The following is a 20,080-nucleotide window of genomic DNA, read 5'->3' as shown; positions in this document are numbered from 1 at the left end:
GAGCGAACGCTCAGGGCAGGATCGCGGGCGGGGTCCACAGGTCGGTCCACGACCCGCCGAGATCGTGCACCATGTCGCGCAGGACCGGCACGCTGACGCCGATCACGTTGTGGTGGTCGCCGTCGATGCGCGTGACGAACGCGGCGCCGAGGCCGTCGATCGTGAACGCGCCGGCGACGGCCAGCGGCTCGCCCGTGGCGATGTAGGCCTCGATCTCCTCGTCGGTGACGTGCGCGAAGTGGACACGCGTCGCCGCGTGCCGCACGACCTCGTCCTCGCCGAGGCGTAGGCAGTGGCCCGTGTGCAGGACGCCGGCATTGCCGCGCATGGCGTACCAGCGCTCGCGGGCGGTGTCCGCGTCGCCGGGCTTGCCCAGGGCCTGGCCGTCGAACTCGAGCACCGAGTCGCAGCCCAGCACGAACGCCTCCGGGTACTCCGGCGCGACGGCCCGGCACTTGAGCGTGGCCAGCTCGGTCGCCAGCTCGCCCGGCGTCTCGGCCTCGATGCCGTCCTCCTCGACGCCGGACACGATCACCTGAGGGTCGAGCCCCGCGCGACGCAGGGTGGCGAGGCGGGCGGGCGACTGGGACGCCAGGACGAAGTTCACAGATCCTCCGATGCGATGGTGGGGACGACGCCGTGGGCCACGGGCTCGGCGTCGAGGTCGGGATGGGCCAGGACGGCGTCGACGAGCGCCTGCGAGCCGCCGATCGTGAGGTCGTCATCGTCGACGTCGGCCGCGATGAACCACGCGCGGTCCGCAGGCCACGTGATCGAGGCCGGCGGGAGGGTGCGTTCGAGGTCGGTGCCCCACGGGCGCGCGCCCCAGTCGCCGACCTCGGCCGCCGGGCCACGGAAGAGCAGGTAGGCGCGCGCGTCGGCGAGGTGGACCTTGGGGCCGTCCATGACCTCGTCCTCGAAGGCGGGCCGAACCCGTGGCGGCGTGGGTCGGAACCACAGGTCGCGCAGCCAGCTGCCCCGCAGGGTCGTGTAGACGCGCCCGGCGTCGGTCAGCTCGCCCCAGCCGTCCCAGAGCCCGAAGAAGAGGTCGTCCGGGGTACGGGTGTGGGCCGCGGCGACGGCCACCACGATCGCCATCGTCTGGTCGTCGGGACGGTACGCCTCGCGCTCGCCGTCGTCGAAGCGGACCGTGGCGTAGGCCTCGAAGCCCGCGGGTCCCTGCCCGGCGAGGACGCGCCAGTCGGCGTCGGTGCGGACGAACCAGTCGGCGTGCGAGACGTCGGGCTCGTGGCGCAGGGTCATGCTCCGATCGTTCCACAGGGCGGGCGGCTCGGCTCGGTCGGCGAGTGGCGCGAACCGGGGTCGCGAGTGGCGCAGAAACGCCCGCCACTCGACGAGTGGCGGGCGTCCTTGCGCCACTCGCGCAGGAGCGGCGGACGGTTCAGCGGTCCGTGGTCACCAGGAGGAGGCGCGCCACTGGCCGGGGCCGACGCGGTGCGGGCCGCGGTGCTGGCGCACCGGGTGGCCCCACTGGCTGCGCGGCTTCGGCTTCTCCGCTGCCGCGGCAGCGGCCACGGCAGCGTTGCGGGCGGCGACGACCGCGACGAGCGCGGCCAGCTCCTCGGCCGTCGGGTCGCCCTTGACGACCCGCAGCAGGGGAGTGGCCGGCGCCGCGGCCTCGGTGGTCTCGTGCTCGCTCACAGCGGGATGTTCCCGTGCTTCTTCGGCGGCAGCGACTCGCGCTTGGTCGCCAGCAGGCGCAGCGCCTTGACGATCTCGGCGCGGGTCTGGCTGGGCTTGATGACGCCGTCGATGTAGCCGCGCTCGGCCGCCACGTACGGGTTGCACAGCGTGTCCTCGTACTCGGTCATGAGGTCGGCACGCAGCGCCTCGGGATCCTCGGCCGCGGCGATCTCGCGACGGTAGAGGATGTTGACCGCGCCGGACGCGCCGACGACGGCGATCTGGCCGGTGGGCCACGACAGGTTGATGTCGGCGCCCAGGTGCTTGGAGCCCATGACGTCGTACGCGCCGCCGTACGCCTTGCGCGTGATGATCGTGACGAGCGGGACCGTGGCCTCGGCGTACGCGTAGATCAGCTTGGCGCCGCGGCGGATGATGCCGTTCCACTCCTGGTCGGTGCCGGGCAGGAAGCCGGGCACGTCGACGAACGTCAGGACCGGGATGTTGAACGCGTCGCACGTGCGCACGAAGCGGGCGGCCTTCTCGGAGGCGTCGATGTCCAGGCAGCCGGCGAACTGCATCGGCTGGTTGGCCACGACGCCGACGCTCTTGCCCTCCACGCGGCCGAAGCCGATGACGAGGTTCGGCGCGAACAGGGCCTGGACCTCGAGGAAGTCCTGGTCGTCCAGCACGGTCTCGATGACGGTGCGGATGTCGTACGGCTGGTTGGCCGAGTCCGGGATCAGCGTGTCGAGCGAGAGGTCGAGGTCGCTGGGCTCGAGGTCGACGACCTCGTCGTACGGCGCCGGCTCCTCCATGTTGTTCTGCGGCAGGTACGAGATGAGCGCCTTGACGTACTCGAGCGCGTCGTCCTCGTCGGAGGCCAGGTAGTGCGAGTTGCCGCTCTTGGTGTTGTGCGTGCGACCGCCGCCGAGCTCCTCCATCGTGACGTCCTCGCCGGTGACCGTCTTGATGATGTCCGGCCCGGTGATGAACATGCCCGACGTGCCGTCGACCATGACCGTGAAGTCGGTGACGGCGGGGGAGTAGACGTGGCCGCCGGCGCAGTTGCCCATGATGAGGCTGATCTGCGGGATGACGCCCGAGGCGTGCACGTTGCGGCGGAAGATCTCGCCGTACAGGCCGAGCGAGACGACGCCCTCCTGGATGCGGGCGCCGGCGCCCTCGTTGATGCCGATGATGGGGCAGCCGGACTTGATCGCCAGGTCCATGACCTTGGTGATCTTCTCGCCGTAGACCTCGCCCAGGCTGCCGCCGAAGATGCTGAAGTCCTGGCTGAAGACGCACACCTGGCGGCCGTCGATCGTGCCGTAGCCGGTGATCACGCCGTCGCCGAGCGGACGGTTCTTGTCGAGGCCGAACGACGTGGCGCGGTGACGGGCCAGGGCGTCGAGCTCGACGAACGAGCCCTCGTCGAGCAGCTGCTCGATCCGCTCGCGGGCGCTCTTGCGGTCACGGGCGTGCTGCTTCTCGGCGGCGCGCTCGGCCACCTCCACGGTCGCCTCGTGGTGCCGGCGTTCGTAGTCGGCCAGCTTTCCAGCGGTGGTGTGGAGCTCGGGGTGCTCCTCCAACGGGGTGTCGGGCAGGGCGTCGGTCATGGCGAACACCATAACCGGGGGCTGTGACGCCCTGCACAGAAGGGACGGTGGCGAGACTGTGCCAAGGTGGGCTGGTGCCAGAGCCGACCCGTGCGCCCCTCGACCGCGACCGTCTGGACAGCGACGCCAGCGGATTCAGCGTCCACGTCACCGACGAGACCGCCAGCACCAACGCCGACCTCGCCGAGGCCGCCCGCGAGGGCGCCCCGGAGTGGACCGTGCACACCACCGACCACCAGGCCGCGGGCCGGGGAAGGCTCGACCGCACGTTCACGATGCCGCCGCTCACGGGCATCGCGGTGTCCACGCTCGTGCGTCCGGTCGAGGTGCCGCCGCTGCGCTGGCCCTGGCTTCCGCTCGTGACCGGCATGGCCGTCGTCGACACGGTGCGCGACCTCGGGGTGGAGGCCGCGCTGAAGTGGCCCAACGACGTCCTCGTCGACGACCGCCGCAAGCTCTGCGGGATCCTCGTCGAGCGGGTCGAGACGGCCCAGGGCCCCGCGGCCGTCATCGGCGTGGGCCTCAACGTCGCCCTGACCGCGGACGAGCTGCCGGTCGAGACGGCGACCTCGCTGCTGCTCGAGGGCGCCTCCACGACCGACCGCACCGAGGTGCTCCTGCTCCTCGTGCGTCGCCTGCGCGAGCGGCTCGAGACGTGGCGCGACCCTGCCCGCGCCGGCGAGCTCGCCGACGCCTACGTCGCGGCGTGCTCCACGATCGGCCGCGACGTCCGGATCGTGCGCGGCGACGGCAGCGACGTCGTCGGCCGGGCCACCGGGATCGACGACAACGGCTGCCTCGTGGTGGACGGCGTCCCGTGGTCGGCGGGCGACGTGACGCACCTGCGCCCGGCGTGACGGCCCACTGTCGGCCCGCCGTGGGATCATGACGCCATGCCTTCCGACAAGCTGCTCCTCGACGACGAGACCGTCGAGGCGGAGACGCGCACGCACGTGAAGGTGCTCGTCGTGCCGTTCCTCCTGGGCCTGGCGATCATGCTGATCGGCGGGTACTTCGTCGGGGCGGTCGGCGACGCCGGCGGCGGCACGCCCCGCCTCGTCGGGCTCGTGGTCCTGGCCGTCCTGTTCGTGTGGGGGACGGTGCTGCCGTTCCTGCGCTGGCTGACGTGGACCTACACGCTCACCAACCGCCGGCTGATCGAGCAGAAGGGCATCGTGACCCGCAGCGGCCGCATCATCCCGCTCGCCCGCATCAACGACGTCGCCTACGAGAAGGGCCTCGTCGACCGCATGCTGGGCTGCGGCACGCTGATCATCCACGACGCCAGCCAGCAGGCGGGCCTGCGGCTGCGCGACATCCCCCACATCGAGGACCTGCACCGCCGAATCTCGCGGCTCGTGCTGTCCTCCCACGCACCCGAGGCGCGACGCGATGAGCAGTTCTGACAGCGTGGACCAGCAGCTCGTCGACGTCATCCTCGCCGAGCAGCTGCACTACACGAACGCCGAGGTCGCCGAGCGAGGCGGCCTGACGACCGAGCAGGCGGCGCGCCTGTGGCGCAACCTCGGCTTCCCCGACCCGGGCGACGAGTCCGCGTTCGGCGACGCCGACGTCACGGCGGTCGCGATCGCCGCCAACGCGATCGAGCACCAGATCCTCGACGAGGACACGGTGTTCCGCCTCACGCGTGCCCTGGGCCAGACGATGTCGCGCCTGGCCGACTGGCAGGTGACGATCCTGGTCGACCAGCTCGAGGCCGACATCGAGCGCGGCAAGTCCACCAGCCGCGCCGACGCCGCGCTCGAGCTCGCGCACTCCTCGGTGCCGGGCTTCGAGCGGCTCATGGTGCACGTGTGGCGCCGCCACCTGGCCGCCGCGGCCGCCCGCCTCACGGCCCTGGGCGAGAGCGACCAGGCGCTGCTCACCACCGACCTCACCGTCGGGTTCGCCGACATGACGCGCTTCACCGCGCTGTCCAACCGGCTCGACGAGTCCGAGCTCGCCCGCGTCGTCGAGGACTTCGAGACCCGCTGCGGCGACCTCATCACCTCGGCGGGCGCGCGCGTCATCAAGACCCTCGGTGACGCGATGCTGTTCGTCCACGCCGACCCCGTCCACGCCACGCGGATCTCGCTCGACATCATCACCACGATCGGCGCCCGGCCTCAGCTCCCGGACGTCCGCGTCGGACTGGCCACGGGGTCGGTGCTGAGCCGCCTCGGCGACGTCTTCGGCCCGCCGGTCAACCTCGCGGCGCGCCTCTCGCAGGTCGCGCGGGCCAACCGCGTCCTGGTCGACCAGGCCACGGCGGACGCGCTCGGCGACAAGTTCGAGACCCGCGCGCTGCCGCCGCGGCCCATCAAGGGCTTCGGCAACCTGTCGCCGATCACGGTCACCGAGCGCCGCTCGTTCCGTGCGCGCTGAGCGGTCCGCGGCCCGCCCCGTCTAGGCTGATCGCCGTGACGCACGAAGCCTCGGGCCACGACGTCGCCGTGATCGGCGGTGGCCAGCTCGCCCGCATGATGCAACCGCCCGCGATCGCGCTCGGCCTGCGCCTGTGCCTGCTGGCCGAGGGGCCCGACGTCTCGGCCGCGCAGGCAATCGGCGACCACCACGTCGGCTCGCACACCGACCTCGACGACCTGCGCGCCGCCGTGGGCGACGCCCCGGTCGTGACGTTCGACCACGAGCACGTGCCTCCGCAGCACCTGCGCACCCTCGCCGACGAGGGTCACGCCTGCCGTCCCGGGCCGGCCGCGCTGATCCACGCGCAGGACAAGCTCGTCATGCGGCGCCGGCTGACCGAGCTCGGCGTCCCGTGCCCGCGCTGGGCGGCCGTCGAGTCGCCCGCCGACGTCGAGAAGTTCGGCTTCCCCGCGATCGTCAAGACCGCGCGCGGTGGCTACGACGGCAAGGGCGTCTGGAAGGCCGAGTCCGCCGCCGACCTCGACGAGCCGTTCTCGGCCGAGGGCGAGCTGCTGGTCGAGGAGCTCGTCCCGTTCCGTCGTGAGCTGTCCGCCCAGGTCGCCCGCAGCGCCACCGGCGAGATCGTCGACTACCCCGTCGTCGAGTCGCGCCAGGTCGACGGGGTCTGCTCCGAGGTCATCGCGCCCGCGCCCAACCTCGATCCCGCCCTCGAGGCGCGCGCCCGCGAGATCGCCCGCACGATCGCCGAGCAGCTCGACGTCGTCGGCATGCTCGCGGTCGAGCTGTTCGAGACCGACGACGAGCGCGTGCTCGTCAACGAGCTCGCGATGCGCCCGCACAACACCGGCCACTGGTCGATCGACGGCGCGGTCACCAGCCAGTTCGAGAACCACCTGCGTGCCGTGACGGGACTGCCGCTGGGCGCCACGTCGCCGCGCCAGCCGTGGGCCGTCATGGTCAACATCCTCGGCGGAGCCGTCGAGGACCTCGAGGGCCAGCGTGCCGTCGCGCTCGCGGCCGAGCCCGACGTCAAGGTCCACCTCTACGGCAAGGCGGTCAAGCCCGGTCGCAAGGTCGGTCACGTGACCGCGGTGGGCGAGGACCTCGAGGACGTGCTGCGCCGGGCCCGGCGCAGCGCCGCACTGCTGAGGGACGGAGTCGAGTCATGAGCGCACGCGTCGGGATCGTCATGGGGTCGGACTCCGACTGGCCCACGATGGAGGCGGCGGCGCAGGCCGTGGCCGAGTTCGGCATCGAGTACGAGGCGGACGTCGTCTCCGCGCACCGCATGCCGACCGAGATGCTCGACTACGGCCGCACGGCCCACGAGCGCGGGCTCGAGGTCATCATCGCCGGGGCCGGGGGCGCGGCCCACCTGCCCGGCATGCTCGCCGCGGTGACGCCGCTGCCGGTCATCGGCGTGCCGGTCCCGCTGAAGTACCTCGACGGCATGGACTCGCTGCTGTCGATCGTGCAGATGCCCGCCGGCGTCCCGGTCGCGACGGTGGCGATCGGCAACGCCCGCAACGCCGGGCTCCTGGCCGTCCGCATCCTCGCCGCCGGCGACGCCGACCTGACCGCGCGGATGCTGCAGTTCCAGGAGACGCTCGCCGACGCCGCGCGCGCCAAGGGCGCCGTCGTCCGCGGCCACTGACGGTTTCCCCGGTTAACCGGGTAAACCGTCACTGGACGAGGGTCGCGAACCACGTCAAGTGACAGGAAACCGCGTTCAGTGGACGAGATGAGGCCGCAGCCGAGGGCGATTTCCGTCGGTCCGCGCGCGTAGCGTCGGGACATGGACATCGTTCTGGTTCCGGGCTTCTGGCTCGACGCGTCGTCGTGGGACGAGGTGACGCCCGCGCTCGTCGAGGCGGGCCACCGCGTCTATTCGCTCACCCTCCCCGGACTGGAGTCCGTGGACGCGCCCCGCGCCGGCATCGGCCTGCGCGACCACGTCGACTTCGTGGCCGACCGGGTCCGCTCGCTCGAGGGCGAGGTCGTCCTGGTCGGGCACTCCGGCGGCGGTGCCGTCATCTACGGGGTGACCGACCTGATGCCCGATCGGATCGCCCGCACGATCTACGTGGACTCGGGGCCGCCCACCGAGGGCTCGCCCATCAACGACGAGCTGCCCGAGCACGGCGACGAGATCCCCCTGCCGCCGTGGGACGCGTTCCAGGAGGCGGACCTCGTCGACCTCGACGACACGCTGCGGGAGCGGTTCCGCGAGCGGGCCGTCCCGCAGCCGAAGGCCGTCGCGACCGATCCGACGCACCTGACCGACGAGCGACGGCTCGACGTCCCGGCGACGGTCGTCACGTGCGAGTTCCCGACCGAGCAGCTGCGCCAGGCCATGGCGGAGGGCCACCCGTGGTTCACCGAGCTGGCCCGGTTGCGCCAGGTCGAGTACGTCGACCTGCCCACGGGGCACTGGCCGCAGTTCACGAAGCCGGCCGAGCTGGCGGCCGTGATGGTCGACGTCCTGCGCCGGCACGCCGGTCAGTAGAGGTTCGCGCGGTACTGCTCGCCGTAGTACTCCTCGAGCTGCTCGATCGAGTCCTCGGGCCGTTCGAGCTCGTGCGCGATCCGGGCGCGCGAGGGCAGGGCGTCGGGCCGCCACGTCTCGGGCTGCCACAGCTGCGAGCGCAGGAAGGCCTTGGCGCAGTGGAAGAAGACCTGCTCGACCTCGACCTCGCAGAGCAGGACGGGCCGGCGGCCGCGGACCACCAGTCGGTCGACGTAGTCCGGGCCGTCGCCGTCGGTCCGCCACAACGTGGCGCGGCCGTTGACCCGCAGCGTGTCACCCCGTCCGGGGACGATGAACACGAGGCCGACGTGCGGGTTCTGCAGCAGGTTCGCGTAGCCGTCGGCGCGCCGGTTGCCGGGCCGCTCGGCCAGGGCGATCCGGCGGTCGTCGACCACGTGCACCAGCGAGCCGGCCGGGTCGCCCTTGGGCGAGACGTCGCACGTGCCGTCGGCGGCCGAGGTCGCCAGGAGGCAGAACGGCGACGCCTCCAGCCACGCCACGTGCTGCGGCGCGAGGCGGTCGCGCTCCTTGTCGATCGCGCGCTGCAGGGGATGGCCGAGGACCTCGCGGAGCTCGTCCATGTCCCGGATCTGGGTCATGCCCCGAGGGTAGGGCGCGCGCCTGATGGCGGACAGCCCCGGACGAGCGACGGAGGCGACGGGCGTAGCATTGCTCGGCGTTCCTAGTTTTTCTCGAGTGGGAGTTGACGTGTCCGATTTCTTCGCGCTGTCCGAGGAGCACCAGGCGATTCGCGAGGCGGTGCGGGCCGTCGCCGAGGCGAAGATCGCCCCGTACGCCGCGGACGTCGACGAGCAGCCGCGCTTCCCGACCGAGGCCAACCAGGCGCTCATCGCGGCCGACTTCCACGCCCCGCACGTCCCCGAGCAGTACGGCGGCGCGGGCGCCGACGCCCTCGCGACCGTCCTGGTCATCGAGGAGGTCGCCCGCGTGTGCGTCTCCAGCTCGCTCATCCCGGCGGTCAACAAGCTCGGCTCGCTGCCGGTCCAGATCGGCGGCAACGAGGAGATCAAGGCCAAGTACCTCGGCAAGCTCGCGCGGGGCGAGGGCGGCTTCAGCTACTGCCTGTCCGAGCCCGAGGCCGGCTCGGACGCCGCGAACCAGAAGACCACCGCGAAGCGCGACGGCGACGACTGGGTCATCAACGGCACGAAGCGCTGGATCACCAACGCCGGCGAGTCCGAGTACTACACCGTCCTCACCCAGACCGACCCCGAGAAGCGCACGAAGGGCATCACGGCGTTCGTCGTGGAGAAGTCCGACGAGGGCGTCTCGTTCGGCGCGCCGGAGAAGAAGCTCGGCATCAAGGGCTCGCCCACGCGCGAGGTCTACTTCGACCACGTGCGCATCCCCGGCGACCGCATCATCGGCGACGTCGGCGAGGGCTTCTCGATCGCGATGAAGACGCTCGACCACACGCGCGTCACGATCGCCGCGCAGGCGGTCGGCGTCGCGCAGGGGGCGCTCGACTACGCGCTGGGCTACGTCCAGGAGCGCAAGCAGTTCGGCAAGCCGATCTCGGACTTCCAGGGCCTGCAGTTCATGATCGCCGACATGGGCATGAAGATCGAGGCCGCGCGTCAGCTCACGTACGCGGCCGCCGGCCGCTCGGAGCGCGGCGACAAGGACCTCACGTTCTTCGGCGCCGCGGCCAAGGCGTTCGCGTCGGACGTCGCGATGCAGGTGACGACGGACGCCGTGCAGCTGCTCGGCGGCTACGGCTTCACGCGCGACTACCCGGTCGAGCGCATGATGCGCGATGCGAAGATCACGCAGATCTACGAGGGCACGAACCAGGTGCAGCGCATCGTCATGGCGCGCCAGCTGCTGGCCGGGATCCAGAGCACCCTCTGATCCCCTGAGTCCCCGCGACGGCGGGACGGACCACCGGTCCGTCCCGCCGTCGTCTTTTCTGCGGTGGATCGTTGACAACAATACAGTGGGCCCAATAGTGTGCAGTCAAGCATCGGACGGGCGTCGCGCCCACGACTGAATCGGGGGATTCATGCACATGCTCACGCGGACCCTGGGGGTCCTGGCCGCCTCGGCGGCGATGACGGCGGCGGCCCTGCCCGCCCAGGCCGTCGAACAGCCGGTGACCGTCGGCGACCGGCTGGGGGAGATCTCACTCGTCGAGGACGCGGTCCCCGTGCGGCACTCGCCGCTCGAGGCCGTCCGGAACGGCACCGTGCGGCTCGGCGCCGGTGAGTCGGCCGTGTCGCTCGGCCTGCCGGTCGCGGACTCGGCGAAGGTCGCGAAGGCCGACGGTCGGTACGTGGTGCGCGGTGCCGACGGTGCGTCCCTCGCCGTCGCGCCGACCGCCGCCGGCACGCAGATCTTGGTCGGCGTCGAGTCGAAGGATGCGCCCACCTCGTACCGCTTCGGCATCGGGGGAGAGGGCCTGACGCCCCGGGTCGTGCCCGGTGGGAGCGTCGAGATCGCGGACCGGTCGGGCCGCATCGCGGCGCAGGTCGACGCGCCGTGGGCGGTCGACGCCGAAGGACGACGCGTCCCGACGCGCTTCGAGGTCCGGGACGGGGCGATCACCCAGGTTGTCGATCACCGGTCCGGCGACTTCGCGTACCCGATCGTCGCCGACCCGAAGGTGAAGTTCTGCGACTTCGGCACGGCCGTCTGCGTCAAGTTCTCGAAGAAGGAGACGCGCAAGATCCGTGACGCGATGTTCGTGTCCCTGTCGGCGGGAGTCGCCACGCTCTGCGGCAAGATCCCCAACACCAACCCGGCGGGCCTGGCGGTTCGAGCGGTCTGCGCAGGCGCCGTGGCGGCCTACTTCTACAAGCTGCGCGGCGTCTTCAACAAGGCGAAGAAGCAGAAGAAGTGTGCGGAGCTGAAGTTCCGGATCGTGGCCGTCGCCGTCGTCGGCGGGAAGGTCGTCAAGTGCTGAGCCGCGAGGCGGTGGCCGGTCACGGTGCGGTCGCGGTGGGGCTGTTGGCGTTCGTGCTCCTGCTGAGCGACCGCGGGCCCTTCGCCTGGACCTTGGCGGGCGCCTGCTTCACCGCCGTCGTCGCGGGTGATCTCGTTCGGCGCCGCCGGGCCGCCGAACGCGGACGATGGGACTGAGCTCGGCAGCCGCCAGGGCCGGATCGACGAGCGCGCGTGCGGTCGTCGGCCCGGCGTCCGGCTGTGGAGAGACCGTCGACGCCGGTGCGTGCCGGCGCTACGGTCGTCCGAGAAGACCGGTGGACAGGGAGGTTCACGCATGAACGACGACAGCTCACGCGCGCACACTCCCCGCGGCGCTCGTCCCTCCCGGCTCGTGCTGGTCCTCGGATATGTCGCGACGGCGCTCGTGCTGGCGCTGGTGGTGGTGCTCCTGCTCGACAACGATCCCGTGGCCTGGGCGATCGCAGCCGCCGTCCTGATCGGGATGGCTGTCGGCGACCTCGTCCTCACCCGCGGCCGTCATCGCCGCGGCCCGACTCCGCGCTAGACGAAGGACTGGACCCATGAGAACTCCCGTGGCACTGACGTTCGCGCTCGGCCTCTACTGGATGGGACTCAACCAGGGGGCGGAGTCCCCGGAGTCGGTCCTGCGTGACTTCGTGACCGTCGCCGCGGTCCTGGTCGGTGCGGCGCTGACGTGGGAGATCGGGGCTCGGTGGCGCGGTTCGCGTCGTCCCACCTGAGTTCGGCCGGGAAGCCGAGTACGCTCCGACGATGACCGTCCTGAGGCGGGCCCTCTCGCTGGCCGCCGTCCTGCCCGTCCTGATCATCTCCGCGTGCACGAGCAGCGCCGATGACGAGGGTGGCCGTGAGGCGCCGGAGGGCGCGAGCTTCTACGAGCCGCCGGCCGACCTGAGCGACTTCACGCACGGCGACGTGATCTGGTCCCGCGAGCAGGAGTCGACCGGCTTGACCGGCAGCTCGTCCACCCTCGTGCTCTACGCCCAGGAGGGCGTCGCGGGCGAGACGGTCGGCACGTCGGGCGTCGTGACGGTGCCCGACGGCGAGCCGCCGAAGGGTGGCTGGCCCATCGTCGCCTGGGCCCACGGCACGACAGGGATCGCCGACCGGTGCGCCCCGTCCCGACTCGGCGAGGACATCTCCGACCCCGCCGCGCGGTCCACGACCGGGAGCCTGCTGCAGCGGTGGATCGACGCCGGCTACGCGGTCGTGGCGACCGACTACGAGGGCCTCGGCACGCCGGGCGACCACCCGTACCTCATCGGCACCTCGCAGGGCCGGGCCGTCCTCGACAGCGTGCGCGCCGCGCGTCAGCTGGACGACTCCCTCAGCGAGCGGATCCTGGTGGCCGGTCACTCCCAGGGCGGGCATGCCGCGCTGTGGGCCAGCTCGCTCGCCCCGCGCTACACCCGCGAGCTCGACCTCATCGGCACCGTCGCGTTCGCGCCCGCCTCGCACCTGTCGCTCGCCGTCGACGCCGCGCTCTCGGGCGACTCGACGGTGCCGGCGGCGTTCGGCGCCATGCTGCTGCTCGGCCTCGACGTCGCGCACCCCGGCAAGATCGGCATGGAGAAGCTGCTGAACGAGCGGGGCCGCGAGCTGTACCCGCTCGTGCGCGAGACCTGCCTGCCCGGGCTGTTCGCGCCCGACGCGTTCGGGGTCGAGCCGATGTCGGGCTTCATCGCCGACGGCGTGGACGGCGCGGCCATCAAGGGCCCGCTGGACGCCAACGACCCCAGCGTCGCCCGCATCGACGGGCCCGTCCTGATCGTGCAGGGCACCGCCGACACGACGGTCCCGAAGGTCCTCACCGACCAGCTCGTGGCGACCTACGAGCAGCGCGGGATCGACGTCTCCTACGCCCCGTACCCGGGCGGCCGGCACACGGATGTGCTCGACCGATCGGCGAAGCGGGTCACCGCGTTCAGCGAGCAGGTGCGACAGGAGTGAGCGACGCCGGCGGCGTCACTTGCGCATGCCGTCCTCGGTGCACAGGTCGCCCAGCTCGTCCGTCGTGCCGTCGCGCAGGTGCTTGAAGTAGCGCGTGGCACGCTCGCGGTCCCACTGGACCGACAGGTCGGCGATCGGCACGGTGCAGCTGCGACCGCTGCCGCCCATGGCGCGTCCCAGCTTCCACGCGAACCGCACGAAGGAGGGCAGTGCGACGTCGTCGCCCACGGCGAGCGACTCGGCCGTCGTCGTGGCCACGCGCGTGAAGCGCCACGGGTTCAGGGCGGTCGAGGGCGACATCGCCGCCTCGCCGATCGCGCCGATGACCTCGCGCTGGTGCTGGCCGCGGGCGATGTCGCCGTTGGCGAACGCCTTGCGCGAGCGCGCGTAGGCCAGCGCGGTCTTGCCGTCGACCTCCTGGCAGCCCTCCTTGATGTTCAGGTGGGCGTCCTTGTCCTTGATGTCCTGCTCGGGGCAGATCTCGATGCCACCGAGCGAGTCGACGACGTCGCGCAGGCCGGCGAAGCCGATCTCGGTGTAGCCGTCGATGCGCACGCCCGTCTCGGACTCCATGGTCTGGACGAGGAGGGGAGCGCCGCCGTACGCGTACGCGGCGTTGACCTTGGTGCGGCCGTGCCCGGGGATGTCCACGATCGAGTCACGCGGGATCGAGGTCAGCACCGACGGCCCGCTGCCGCCGTACGTGAGCATCAGGATCGTGTCGGTGCGGCCGCGTGAGCGGTCCTTCGGCCGCTTGTCGGTGCCGACGAGCAGCCACGTGGTGGCCTCGTCCTCGGGACGCTCGGAGTCCGGCGTCGCGTCGACCTTGGTGATCTTCGACCACGCGACCATCGGCACGATCACGAGGAACGCGAGCCACAGCACGAGGAGCAGCCACAGCAGGCGCAGGCGGCCGCGCTTCCTCGGCTCGCGCGGCTCCTTCGGGCCCTTCCCGCGGCGGCCCGAGCCGGGCGGCGGCAGGTTCGGCGGCGGCACGCTCGACCCGGGCGAGGTCGGGCGCGACGCGGGGCGACGACCCGACTCGTCCTCGTAGAGCCAGTCGTATCCGCCCTGATCGTTGGGGCCGGAGGGAGGCATGGGGTGAAACTACCGCGTGCGCCCTCACGGCGATTCCCCTGCCGCGCCGTCGGCGCGTCATCCCGAGGATCGAGACGAGCCACTCGATACTGGGGAGCACCTACGGACTCTTCCCCACCGTGAGGACAGCGATGCACCACGACCGCACGAGCGCCCTGGGCGGCACCTATGCCGACCCCGCCGGCGCGACCGCCCGTATCCGCTTCCGGCGCGCCCTGACCCTGGCCGCCATGACCCTGGTGATGCCGGGCTCCGCCCAGCTCGTCCAGGGCAACAAGCGGGTGGGGCGCATCGCGATCCGCATATGGCTCTCGGTGCTGGCCGTCGTCGCCGTCCTCGGGCTGCTCGCGCTGATGGACCGCCAGCTGATCTTCGGCCTGGCCACCAACGCCGCCCTGCTGACGCTCGGCCGCTGGCTGCTCATCGGCCTCGCCCTCGGCTGGGTCGTCCTCATCGTCGACGCCTGGCGGCTCGGCCGCCCGCGCGAGCTGCACGGGGCCCACCTGGCCATCTCGACCGCGTTCCACGGCGCCCTCGTCGTCGGCACCGCCGCCATCTTGTTCTTCGCGGCGCACACCGTCTCGGTCATGAACGGCTTCACCGACGCGGTGTTCGCCTCCACCACGGTCTCCGAGCCGCACGACGGGCGCTACAACGTCCTGCTGATGGGCACCGACTCCGGCAAGGACCGCAGCGGCATGCGCCCCGACTCGATCAACGTCGCCAGCATCGACGCCGAGACCGGCAAGGCCGTCCTCATCGGCCTGCCGCGCAACCTCGAGAACGTGCCGTTCCCGAAGGGCTCGGTCATGCGCCAGCAGTTCCCGAACGGCTTCGACTGCGACGGCTGCTACCTCAACGCCGTCAACACGTGGGCCAACGACCACGCGGACCTGTTCGACTCCAAGGAGCCGGGCATCGACGCCACGATGGACGCGATCGAGGAGATCACGGGGCTCAAGCTCAACTACTACGCGCTGGTCAACATGAAGGGGTTCTCCAAGCTCATCGACGCGGTCGGCGGCGTCCGCATCAACGTGCGCGAGCGCACGGCCATCGGCGGCATCGGCTCGCCGATCCGGGGCTACATCGAGGCCGGCGAGCGCAAGCTCTCCGGCGACCACGCGCTCTGGTACGCCCGGTCGCGCGTGGAGAACGACGACTGGTCGCGCATGGGCCGCCAGAAGTGCGTCATGAACGCGATGGTGCGCCAGCTCAACCCGCAGAAGGTCATCATGAACATGCAGGACATCGCCGACTCCAGCTCGGCGATGCTGCACACGAACATCCCGCGCCAGGACCTCAACGTCTTCATGGACCTCGCTCTCAAGACCAAGTCGCAGCCGATCTCGTCCGTCTCGCTCGTGCCGCCGGTCATCTACACGGGCAACCCCGACTTCGACAAGGTGCGCCGCCTCGTCAGCGACGCGGTGCAGACCTCCGAGGGCGACAGCGAGATCCAGAAGTCGCGGTTCGCCACGGCGAAGCTGCCCGTCGTCGAGACCGGCGACGAGGCCTCGAAGAAGGACCCGCGCAAGGCCAACCGCAGCGCCGACCTGAACGAGAGCTGCTGAGCCGACCCGTCGTGGATCGCCCTTGGACCCGCAGGCACAATGGGGCGTCGGTCGGTGAGCAGAAAGGTCCAGCGATGAGCGCTCTCGGGGCGCGACCCAGGCGGGTCGCCCAGCGTGGCGGGCTGCGCCGTGCGCTGGTCCTGATCCTCGGCACGGTCGTGTGGCCCGGCATCGCCCAGTTCCTCGCCGGCGCCCGCCGCCTCGGTGCGGCCGTCATGGTCCTGTGGGTCGCCGCGCTGACCGCGGCCCTCGTGATGTGGTTCCGCTTCCGCCCCGACCGCGCGCAGCTCATCGACTGGCTGACCGACCCGTCGGTGCTGCAGGTCGCCCGCGTCACGGGTCTCGTGCTCGTGGTGCTGTGGCTGCTGCTGTTCGTCGACGCGTGGCGACTGGCCCTCGTGCGCAGCCTCAACGTGTGGCGCCTCGGCGTGATCTCGGTCGTCAACGTCACGATCGTCGCGCTGGTCACCTCCACGGCGTACCTGAGCTGGAACACCGTCTCGGCCTCCAAGGAGGTCGTCGAGAAGGTCTTCACCGAGACGAAGGTCGAGTCCCCGCTCAAGGGCCGCTACAACATCCTGCTGCTGGGCGCCGACTCCGGCTCAGACCGTTTCGGCCTGCGGCCGGACTCGGTCAACCTGGTCAGCATCGACGCCGACACCGGCGTGCCGATCATGGTGTCGCTCCCGCGCAACCTGCAGAACGTGCCGTTCCCCGAGGACTCGCCGATGCGGACGGTCTACCCGTACGGGTTCAACTGCGGCTCCGAGTGCCTGCTGAACGCCGTGCACACCGCCGCGGCCAACCGCAAGGACCTGTACCCGCGCAGCAAGGACCCGGGCCTGGCCGCCACGCTCGACGCGGTCGAGGGCGCCACCGGGCTCGAGGTGAACTACTACGTCCTCGTCAACATGAAGGGCTTCAAGAGCCTCGTCGACGCGGTCGGCGGCATCACGATGGACATCAAGGAGCCGATCGCCAAGTTCGGCAAGGACGACGCCTGGAAGCAGGTCTACATCCAGCCCGGCCGTCGCAAGCTCAACGGCGACGAGGCGCTCTGGTACGGCCGCAGCCGCGTCCAGTCCGACGACTACACGCGCATGGGCCGCCAGAAGTGCCTCATGCAGGCCATGCTCAAGCAGCTGAGCCCGCAGCAGGTGGTGCTGAACGCCGGCAAGATCGCCAGCAGCTCGGCCGAGATGCTCAGCACGAACATCCCGGCGTCCGAGCTGGGGGCGTTCGGCGACCTCGCGCTCAAGGCCAAGGACAAGAAGATCGCGACGCTGTCGGTCGTGCCGCCGGAGTACTCGACGGTCACGCCGGACTTCGAGCAGATCCGCTCGGACGTCGCCGCTCTCGTCGCCAAGAGCGAGCGGCAGCAGACCCGCCGTCCGCGGGCCACGACGTCCGCGTCGCCCACCACCGCCCCGACCACGGCAGCGCCCACGACCGAGCCCACCGAGAAGTCGCCCTCGGCCGCGAACAACACCGACGACCTGTCGGCCACCTGCTGACGCCACGCCGAGTCGCGCGACCGCGGTCAGCGGTGGCGGCGGCCGGGGGTCAGCGGCTCTCCTCGTAGGCGGCGATGACCTCGTCGGGGTCGCCGTCCATGATGAGTTCCCCCTTCTCGATCCAGATGACGCGGTTGCACGTGTCCTTGATCGAGCGCATCGAGTGGCTGACCAGGAACACGGTGCCGGCGTTGTCGCGGATCTCGCGGATGCGGTCCTCGCTGCGCTTGCGGAACGCACGGTCGCCCACGGCGAGGGCCTCGTCGACGATGAGGATCTCGTGGTTGCGGATCGTGGCGATCGCGAACTTCAGCCGTGCCGTCATGCCGGAGGAGTACGTGCGCATCGGCAGGTCGATGAACGGGCGGATGCCGGCGAAGTCGACGATCTCGTCGTAGCGGGCCTCGATCTCGGCCTTGGAGAAGCCCAGCGCCAGACCGCCCAGGATGACGTTGCGCTGGCCCGAGAGGGGCTTGATGAGGGCCGCGCCGACGCCGAGCAGGCTGGGGCGCGAGCTGGCGTAGACCGCGCCGCGCGAGGCGGGGGTCAGGCCCGTGATGGCGCGCATCAGCGTGGACTTGCCCGAGCCGTTGGAGCCGATGACGCCGATGCTGTCGTTCTCGTAGGCGGTGAACGTGATGCCCTTCAGGGCATGGACCGTCTGGGTGCGCTTCGCCCGGCGCAGCAGGCCGCCGCGGTCGGCCTCGCTGGCGCGCTTGCCGGTGGCGTAGACCTTGTACTCGACGTGCAGGTCCTGCACCACCACGACGGGGCGACGGCCCTCGTGGGGCTCAGTTGACGCGGCCATAGCGCTCCTCGGCGGCCCAGAAGTAGACGGTCCCGACCAGGAACACGCCCACCGACCAGCACGCGATGATCGGCCAGAACTGCATGCGCACGTCGTACAGCGGATCCGAGTCCAGCAGCAGCTCGCGCGAGAGGCTCAGGAACGCGTAGATCGGCTGGTACTGCACGATCTCGAGCAGCTGGGGGCTGTCCTCGAAGCGCAGGTCGAAGCTGAAGAAGATGCCGGTCGTGTAGAAGAAGAACCGCGTGATGAACGGCAGCAGGTTCGTCAGGTCCGGCAGGTGCACGGTCAGGCGTGCGGTGATGAACGCGACGCCCTGGCAGAACAGGTAGTACAGGCCCACGAGCGGGACGATCAGCAGCCAGTTCACGGTGGGCGCGTGGCCCATGATCATCAGGAAGATCATCATCAGCAGCACGGTCGGCAGCAGCTGGGCGAACTTCTGGATGACGATCGAGATCGGCAGGGCCATGCGCGGGAACGCCAGCGACTGCACGAGCGCCTGGTTGGACGTGATCGCCTTCGCGCCGGCGCCCATCGTCGAGGAGAAGAACTCGAACATGAACACGCCGATGACCAGGAACGAGACGAAGTCCGGGACCGTCTTGGTGGAGGCCATGAGGATGCCGAAGACCAAGCCGAAGACGGCGGCGTTGAGGATGGGCTTGAGGACGATCCACAGCATGCCGAGCCGCTGACGCTGGTTCTCGGCCTCGATGCGGAACAGCGCGAGGGAGACGATGAAGTCCTTGCGCTGCGCGACACCCCGCAGGTACTGCAGCAGCGGGGGTCGGCCGCCCACCCGGGTCAGGCCGTAGGCCTGCGGGTCGTCGACCGTTGGGGTCATGCGTGGTTCCTGTCGTGATGGTCGTGGTCGATCCGCGCTCGGATGCCCCGTCGAGTCTAGGGCACCACCCGTCACGAGCGGTTCAATGTCCCGGTCGGTCCAGCCGGGCGCGCTCCTGCGCCGCGATGCGCTCGAGCGCGGCCTCGTCGCCGCCGGCCACCACCACGAGCGAGCCGCCGCCGCGCAGTGCGGCGACGAGCGCCTCGGCGTCCTGCGCGAGCGACCGAGGAGCGGTGAGGAGCCGGTCGGCCGACGCCGGCGTCGCGAGGAGGTCGGCGTGCGTGCGGGTCACCCCGTCGAGGTCGAGCGCGAGGTCCTGCGGCTCCGGCGGGTCCACGTCGATGAAGACGTCGGGCGAGCCCGGCACGTGGACCGCGATGTCGAGGAAGCCCTCGGGCTCGGCGGGGAAGCGCCCGCCGAGCGGACGCAGCGAGGCGGCGAGGCGCACCGGCTCGTCGGCCTCCGGCTCGGGGCCGGACAGGCCGATGTCGGCGGCGTGGTCGGTCACGACGGCGCCGACGCGCCAGGCGCCGAGCAGCCACACGAACCGCAGCCAGTGGCTGGGCAGCCCGATGCGGACCCGGGTGCCGCGCTCGGCGTCGAGCTCGTCGACCAGCAGGTTCGCCACCTTGGCGACCCAGTTGGCCAGCGTGACGCCGCTCAGCTCGACCCGCTCGCCGGACGCCTCGTCGTAGTACGTGACGACGGGTGTGGGGGAGGGGACGAGAAGAGTCGCGAGTGACGTGGCCATGGGCCTCGTCCTATGTCATCGGCTCGCGCGCCGCGACCGCGACACGCCGAGGATTCCCTGATATTTGCTATTCGGCTTGACGTTTGGCAGCCACAACGCTTGTAATTACACACATGTCATCAGTCGGTTGGATCGAGGGCGACGACCCCGAGCTCATGTGGCAGGAGCGTGCGCTGTGCGCTCAGACCGACCCCGAGTCGTTCTTCCCCGAGAAGGGCGGTTCCACGCGTGAGGCCAAGCGCGTGTGCCTGAGCTGTGACGTCAAGACCGAGTGCCTCGAGTACGCACTCGCCCACGACGAGCGGTTCGGCATCTGGGGTGGCCTGTCCGAGCGTGAGCGTCGCAAGCTCAAGAAGCGCGCCTGACCACGCATCCCCGAGCACCGAGGCGGTTGGCGGCAACCGCCTAAGGTGGCGA

General features: G+C 71.0%; 24 protein-coding genes. 15 read left to right on the top strand and 9 right to left on the bottom strand.

Features of this window, described 5'->3' with window-relative positions; all coding sequences use genetic code 11:
- Positions 1–10 precede the first annotated feature (10 nt).
- The 4 genes from AB3M81_RS14670 to AB3M81_RS14655 form a co-directional block, all read right to left on the bottom strand.
- Positions 11–607 (bottom strand): Maf family protein, encoded by a 597-nt coding sequence (locus tag AB3M81_RS14670; RefSeq protein ID WP_412904662.1) that lies wholly within the window; start codon positions 605–607, stop codon positions 11–13.
- Entirely contained in the window at positions 604–1,263 is a 660-nt protein-coding gene (locus AB3M81_RS14665) for a hypothetical protein (RefSeq protein WP_412904661.1), read from the bottom strand. The genes AB3M81_RS14670 and AB3M81_RS14665 overlap by 4 nt, the downstream gene beginning before the upstream one ends.
- 153 nt (positions 1,264–1,416) lie before the next feature.
- Positions 1,417–1,662: an acyl-CoA carboxylase epsilon subunit gene (locus AB3M81_RS14660; protein WP_412904660.1), complete on the bottom strand. Its 246-nt coding sequence runs from the start codon at positions 1,660–1,662 to the stop codon at positions 1,417–1,419.
- The gene (locus tag AB3M81_RS14655; protein ID WP_412904659.1) at positions 1,659–3,263 is read right to left on the bottom strand and encodes an acyl-CoA carboxylase subunit beta; all 1,605 of its coding nucleotides are present in this window, start codon (positions 3,261–3,263) and stop codon (positions 1,659–1,661) included. Before AB3M81_RS14655 ends, AB3M81_RS14660 begins: the two co-directional genes overlap by 4 nt.
- 74 nt (positions 3,264–3,337) lie before the next feature.
- On the opposite strand from AB3M81_RS14655, the gene AB3M81_RS14650 reads away from it, so the two are divergent.
- From AB3M81_RS14650 to AB3M81_RS14625, 6 genes are all read left to right on the top strand, one after another.
- A complete protein-coding gene (locus tag AB3M81_RS14650) occupies positions 3,338–4,120 on the top strand; it encodes a biotin--[acetyl-CoA-carboxylase] ligase (RefSeq protein ID WP_412904658.1) in 783 nt (260 codons plus the stop codon).
- Between the two features lie 36 nt (positions 4,121–4,156).
- Positions 4,157–4,669, top strand: a complete 513-nt coding sequence (locus AB3M81_RS14645; protein ID WP_412904657.1) for a PH domain-containing protein — start codon at positions 4,157–4,159, stop codon at positions 4,667–4,669.
- Positions 4,656–5,648, top strand: coding sequence for an adenylate/guanylate cyclase domain-containing protein (locus AB3M81_RS14640; RefSeq protein WP_412904656.1), 993 nt, complete (start codon positions 4,656–4,658; stop codon positions 5,646–5,648). Before AB3M81_RS14645 ends, AB3M81_RS14640 begins: the two co-directional genes overlap by 14 nt.
- A gap of 35 nt (positions 5,649–5,683) precedes the next feature.
- Positions 5,684–6,820: a 5-(carboxyamino)imidazole ribonucleotide synthase gene (locus AB3M81_RS14635; RefSeq protein ID WP_412904655.1), complete on the top strand. Its 1,137-nt coding sequence runs from the start codon at positions 5,684–5,686 to the stop codon at positions 6,818–6,820.
- Positions 6,817–7,305, top strand: coding sequence for a 5-(carboxyamino)imidazole ribonucleotide mutase (gene purE, locus AB3M81_RS14630; RefSeq protein ID WP_412904654.1), 489 nt, complete (start codon positions 6,817–6,819; stop codon positions 7,303–7,305). Before AB3M81_RS14635 ends, purE begins: the two co-directional genes overlap by 4 nt.
- Positions 7,306–7,446: 141 nt before the next feature.
- The gene (locus AB3M81_RS14625; RefSeq protein ID WP_412904653.1) at positions 7,447–8,157 is read left to right on the top strand and encodes an alpha/beta fold hydrolase; all 711 of its coding nucleotides are present in this window, start codon (positions 7,447–7,449) and stop codon (positions 8,155–8,157) included.
- On the opposite strand, the gene AB3M81_RS14620 is transcribed toward AB3M81_RS14625, so the two are convergent.
- Positions 8,151–8,777, bottom strand: a complete 627-nt coding sequence (locus AB3M81_RS14620) for an MSMEG_1061 family FMN-dependent PPOX-type flavoprotein (RefSeq protein WP_412904652.1) — start codon at positions 8,775–8,777, stop codon at positions 8,151–8,153. The two genes, AB3M81_RS14625 and AB3M81_RS14620, sit on opposite strands and share 7 nt — an antisense overlap.
- Before the next feature lie 109 nt (positions 8,778–8,886).
- Here AB3M81_RS14620 and AB3M81_RS14615 point away from each other — a divergent pair, with 109 nt between their 5' ends.
- The 6 genes from AB3M81_RS14615 to AB3M81_RS14590 all read left to right on the top strand — a co-directional run bounded on the left by AB3M81_RS14615 (position 8,887) and on the right by AB3M81_RS14590 (position 13,071).
- Complete coding sequence (locus tag AB3M81_RS14615) at positions 8,887–10,050, top strand: acyl-CoA dehydrogenase family protein (RefSeq protein ID WP_412904651.1); 1,164 nt, start codon at positions 8,887–8,889, stop codon at positions 10,048–10,050.
- A gap of 157 nt (positions 10,051–10,207) precedes the next feature.
- Entirely contained in the window at positions 10,208–11,101 is an 894-nt protein-coding gene (locus AB3M81_RS14610; protein WP_412904650.1) for a hypothetical protein, read from the top strand.
- Positions 11,095–11,277, top strand: coding sequence for a hypothetical protein (locus tag AB3M81_RS14605; RefSeq protein ID WP_412904649.1), 183 nt, complete (start codon positions 11,095–11,097; stop codon positions 11,275–11,277). Before AB3M81_RS14610 ends, AB3M81_RS14605 begins: the two co-directional genes overlap by 7 nt.
- A gap of 139 nt (positions 11,278–11,416) precedes the next feature.
- On the top strand, positions 11,417–11,647 hold the full coding sequence (locus AB3M81_RS14600) for a hypothetical protein (RefSeq protein ID WP_412904648.1): 231 nt from the start codon (positions 11,417–11,419) through the stop codon (positions 11,645–11,647).
- Between the two features lie 16 nt (positions 11,648–11,663).
- Entirely contained in the window at positions 11,664–11,843 is a 180-nt protein-coding gene (locus AB3M81_RS14595; protein ID WP_412904647.1) for a hypothetical protein, read from the top strand.
- A 31-nt stretch (positions 11,844–11,874) separates the two neighbouring features.
- On the top strand, positions 11,875–13,071 hold the full coding sequence (locus AB3M81_RS14590) for a lipase family protein (protein WP_412904646.1): 1,197 nt from the start codon (positions 11,875–11,877) through the stop codon (positions 13,069–13,071).
- 15 nt (positions 13,072–13,086) lie between these two features.
- Here the strand turns inward: AB3M81_RS14590 and AB3M81_RS14585 are convergent, their stop codons facing one another.
- Positions 13,087–14,169 (bottom strand): LCP family protein, encoded by a 1,083-nt coding sequence (locus tag AB3M81_RS14585; RefSeq protein WP_412904645.1) that lies wholly within the window; start codon positions 14,167–14,169, stop codon positions 13,087–13,089.
- A gap of 131 nt (positions 14,170–14,300) precedes the next feature.
- Here AB3M81_RS14585 and AB3M81_RS14580 point away from each other — a divergent pair, with 131 nt between their 5' ends.
- Both AB3M81_RS14580 and AB3M81_RS14575 read left to right on the top strand, forming a co-directional pair.
- Positions 14,301–15,743 carry an LCP family protein gene (locus tag AB3M81_RS14580; RefSeq protein ID WP_412904644.1) on the top strand — a complete coding sequence of 481 codons (1,443 nt, stop codon included), beginning with the start codon at positions 14,301–14,303 and terminating at the stop codon, positions 15,741–15,743.
- 74 nt (positions 15,744–15,817) lie between these two features.
- Positions 15,818–17,257 carry an LCP family protein gene (locus AB3M81_RS14575; RefSeq protein WP_412904643.1) on the top strand — a complete coding sequence of 480 codons (1,440 nt, stop codon included), beginning with the start codon at positions 15,818–15,820 and terminating at the stop codon, positions 17,255–17,257.
- Between the two features lie 49 nt (positions 17,258–17,306).
- Here AB3M81_RS14575 and AB3M81_RS14570 read toward each other — a convergent pair whose 3' ends face one another.
- The 3 genes from AB3M81_RS14570 to AB3M81_RS14560 form a co-directional block, all read right to left on the bottom strand.
- A complete protein-coding gene (locus tag AB3M81_RS14570; protein ID WP_412904642.1) occupies positions 17,307–18,065 on the bottom strand; it encodes an ABC transporter ATP-binding protein in 759 nt (252 codons plus the stop codon).
- Positions 18,049–18,912, bottom strand: coding sequence for an ABC transporter permease (locus tag AB3M81_RS14565; protein WP_412904641.1), 864 nt, complete (start codon positions 18,910–18,912; stop codon positions 18,049–18,051). Before AB3M81_RS14565 ends, AB3M81_RS14570 begins: the two co-directional genes overlap by 17 nt.
- An 82-nt stretch (positions 18,913–18,994) precedes the next feature.
- The gene (locus AB3M81_RS14560; protein WP_412904640.1) at positions 18,995–19,663 is read right to left on the bottom strand and encodes a TIGR03089 family protein; all 669 of its coding nucleotides are present in this window, start codon (positions 19,661–19,663) and stop codon (positions 18,995–18,997) included.
- A gap of 113 nt (positions 19,664–19,776) precedes the next feature.
- Between AB3M81_RS14560 and AB3M81_RS14555 the strand changes: the two genes are divergently transcribed.
- Positions 19,777–20,028 carry a WhiB family transcriptional regulator gene (locus AB3M81_RS14555; protein ID WP_412904639.1) on the top strand — a complete coding sequence of 84 codons (252 nt, stop codon included), beginning with the start codon at positions 19,777–19,779 and terminating at the stop codon, positions 20,026–20,028.
- The last annotated feature ends 52 nt before the right edge of the window (positions 20,029–20,080 follow it).

The organism is Aeromicrobium jepli (assembly GCF_047246605.1).
GTDB lineage: Bacteria > Actinomycetota > Actinomycetes > Propionibacteriales > Nocardioidaceae > Aeromicrobium.
Note: the sequence above shows the minus strand (reverse complement) of the source record. Positions and strands in the feature narration are given on the sequence as shown.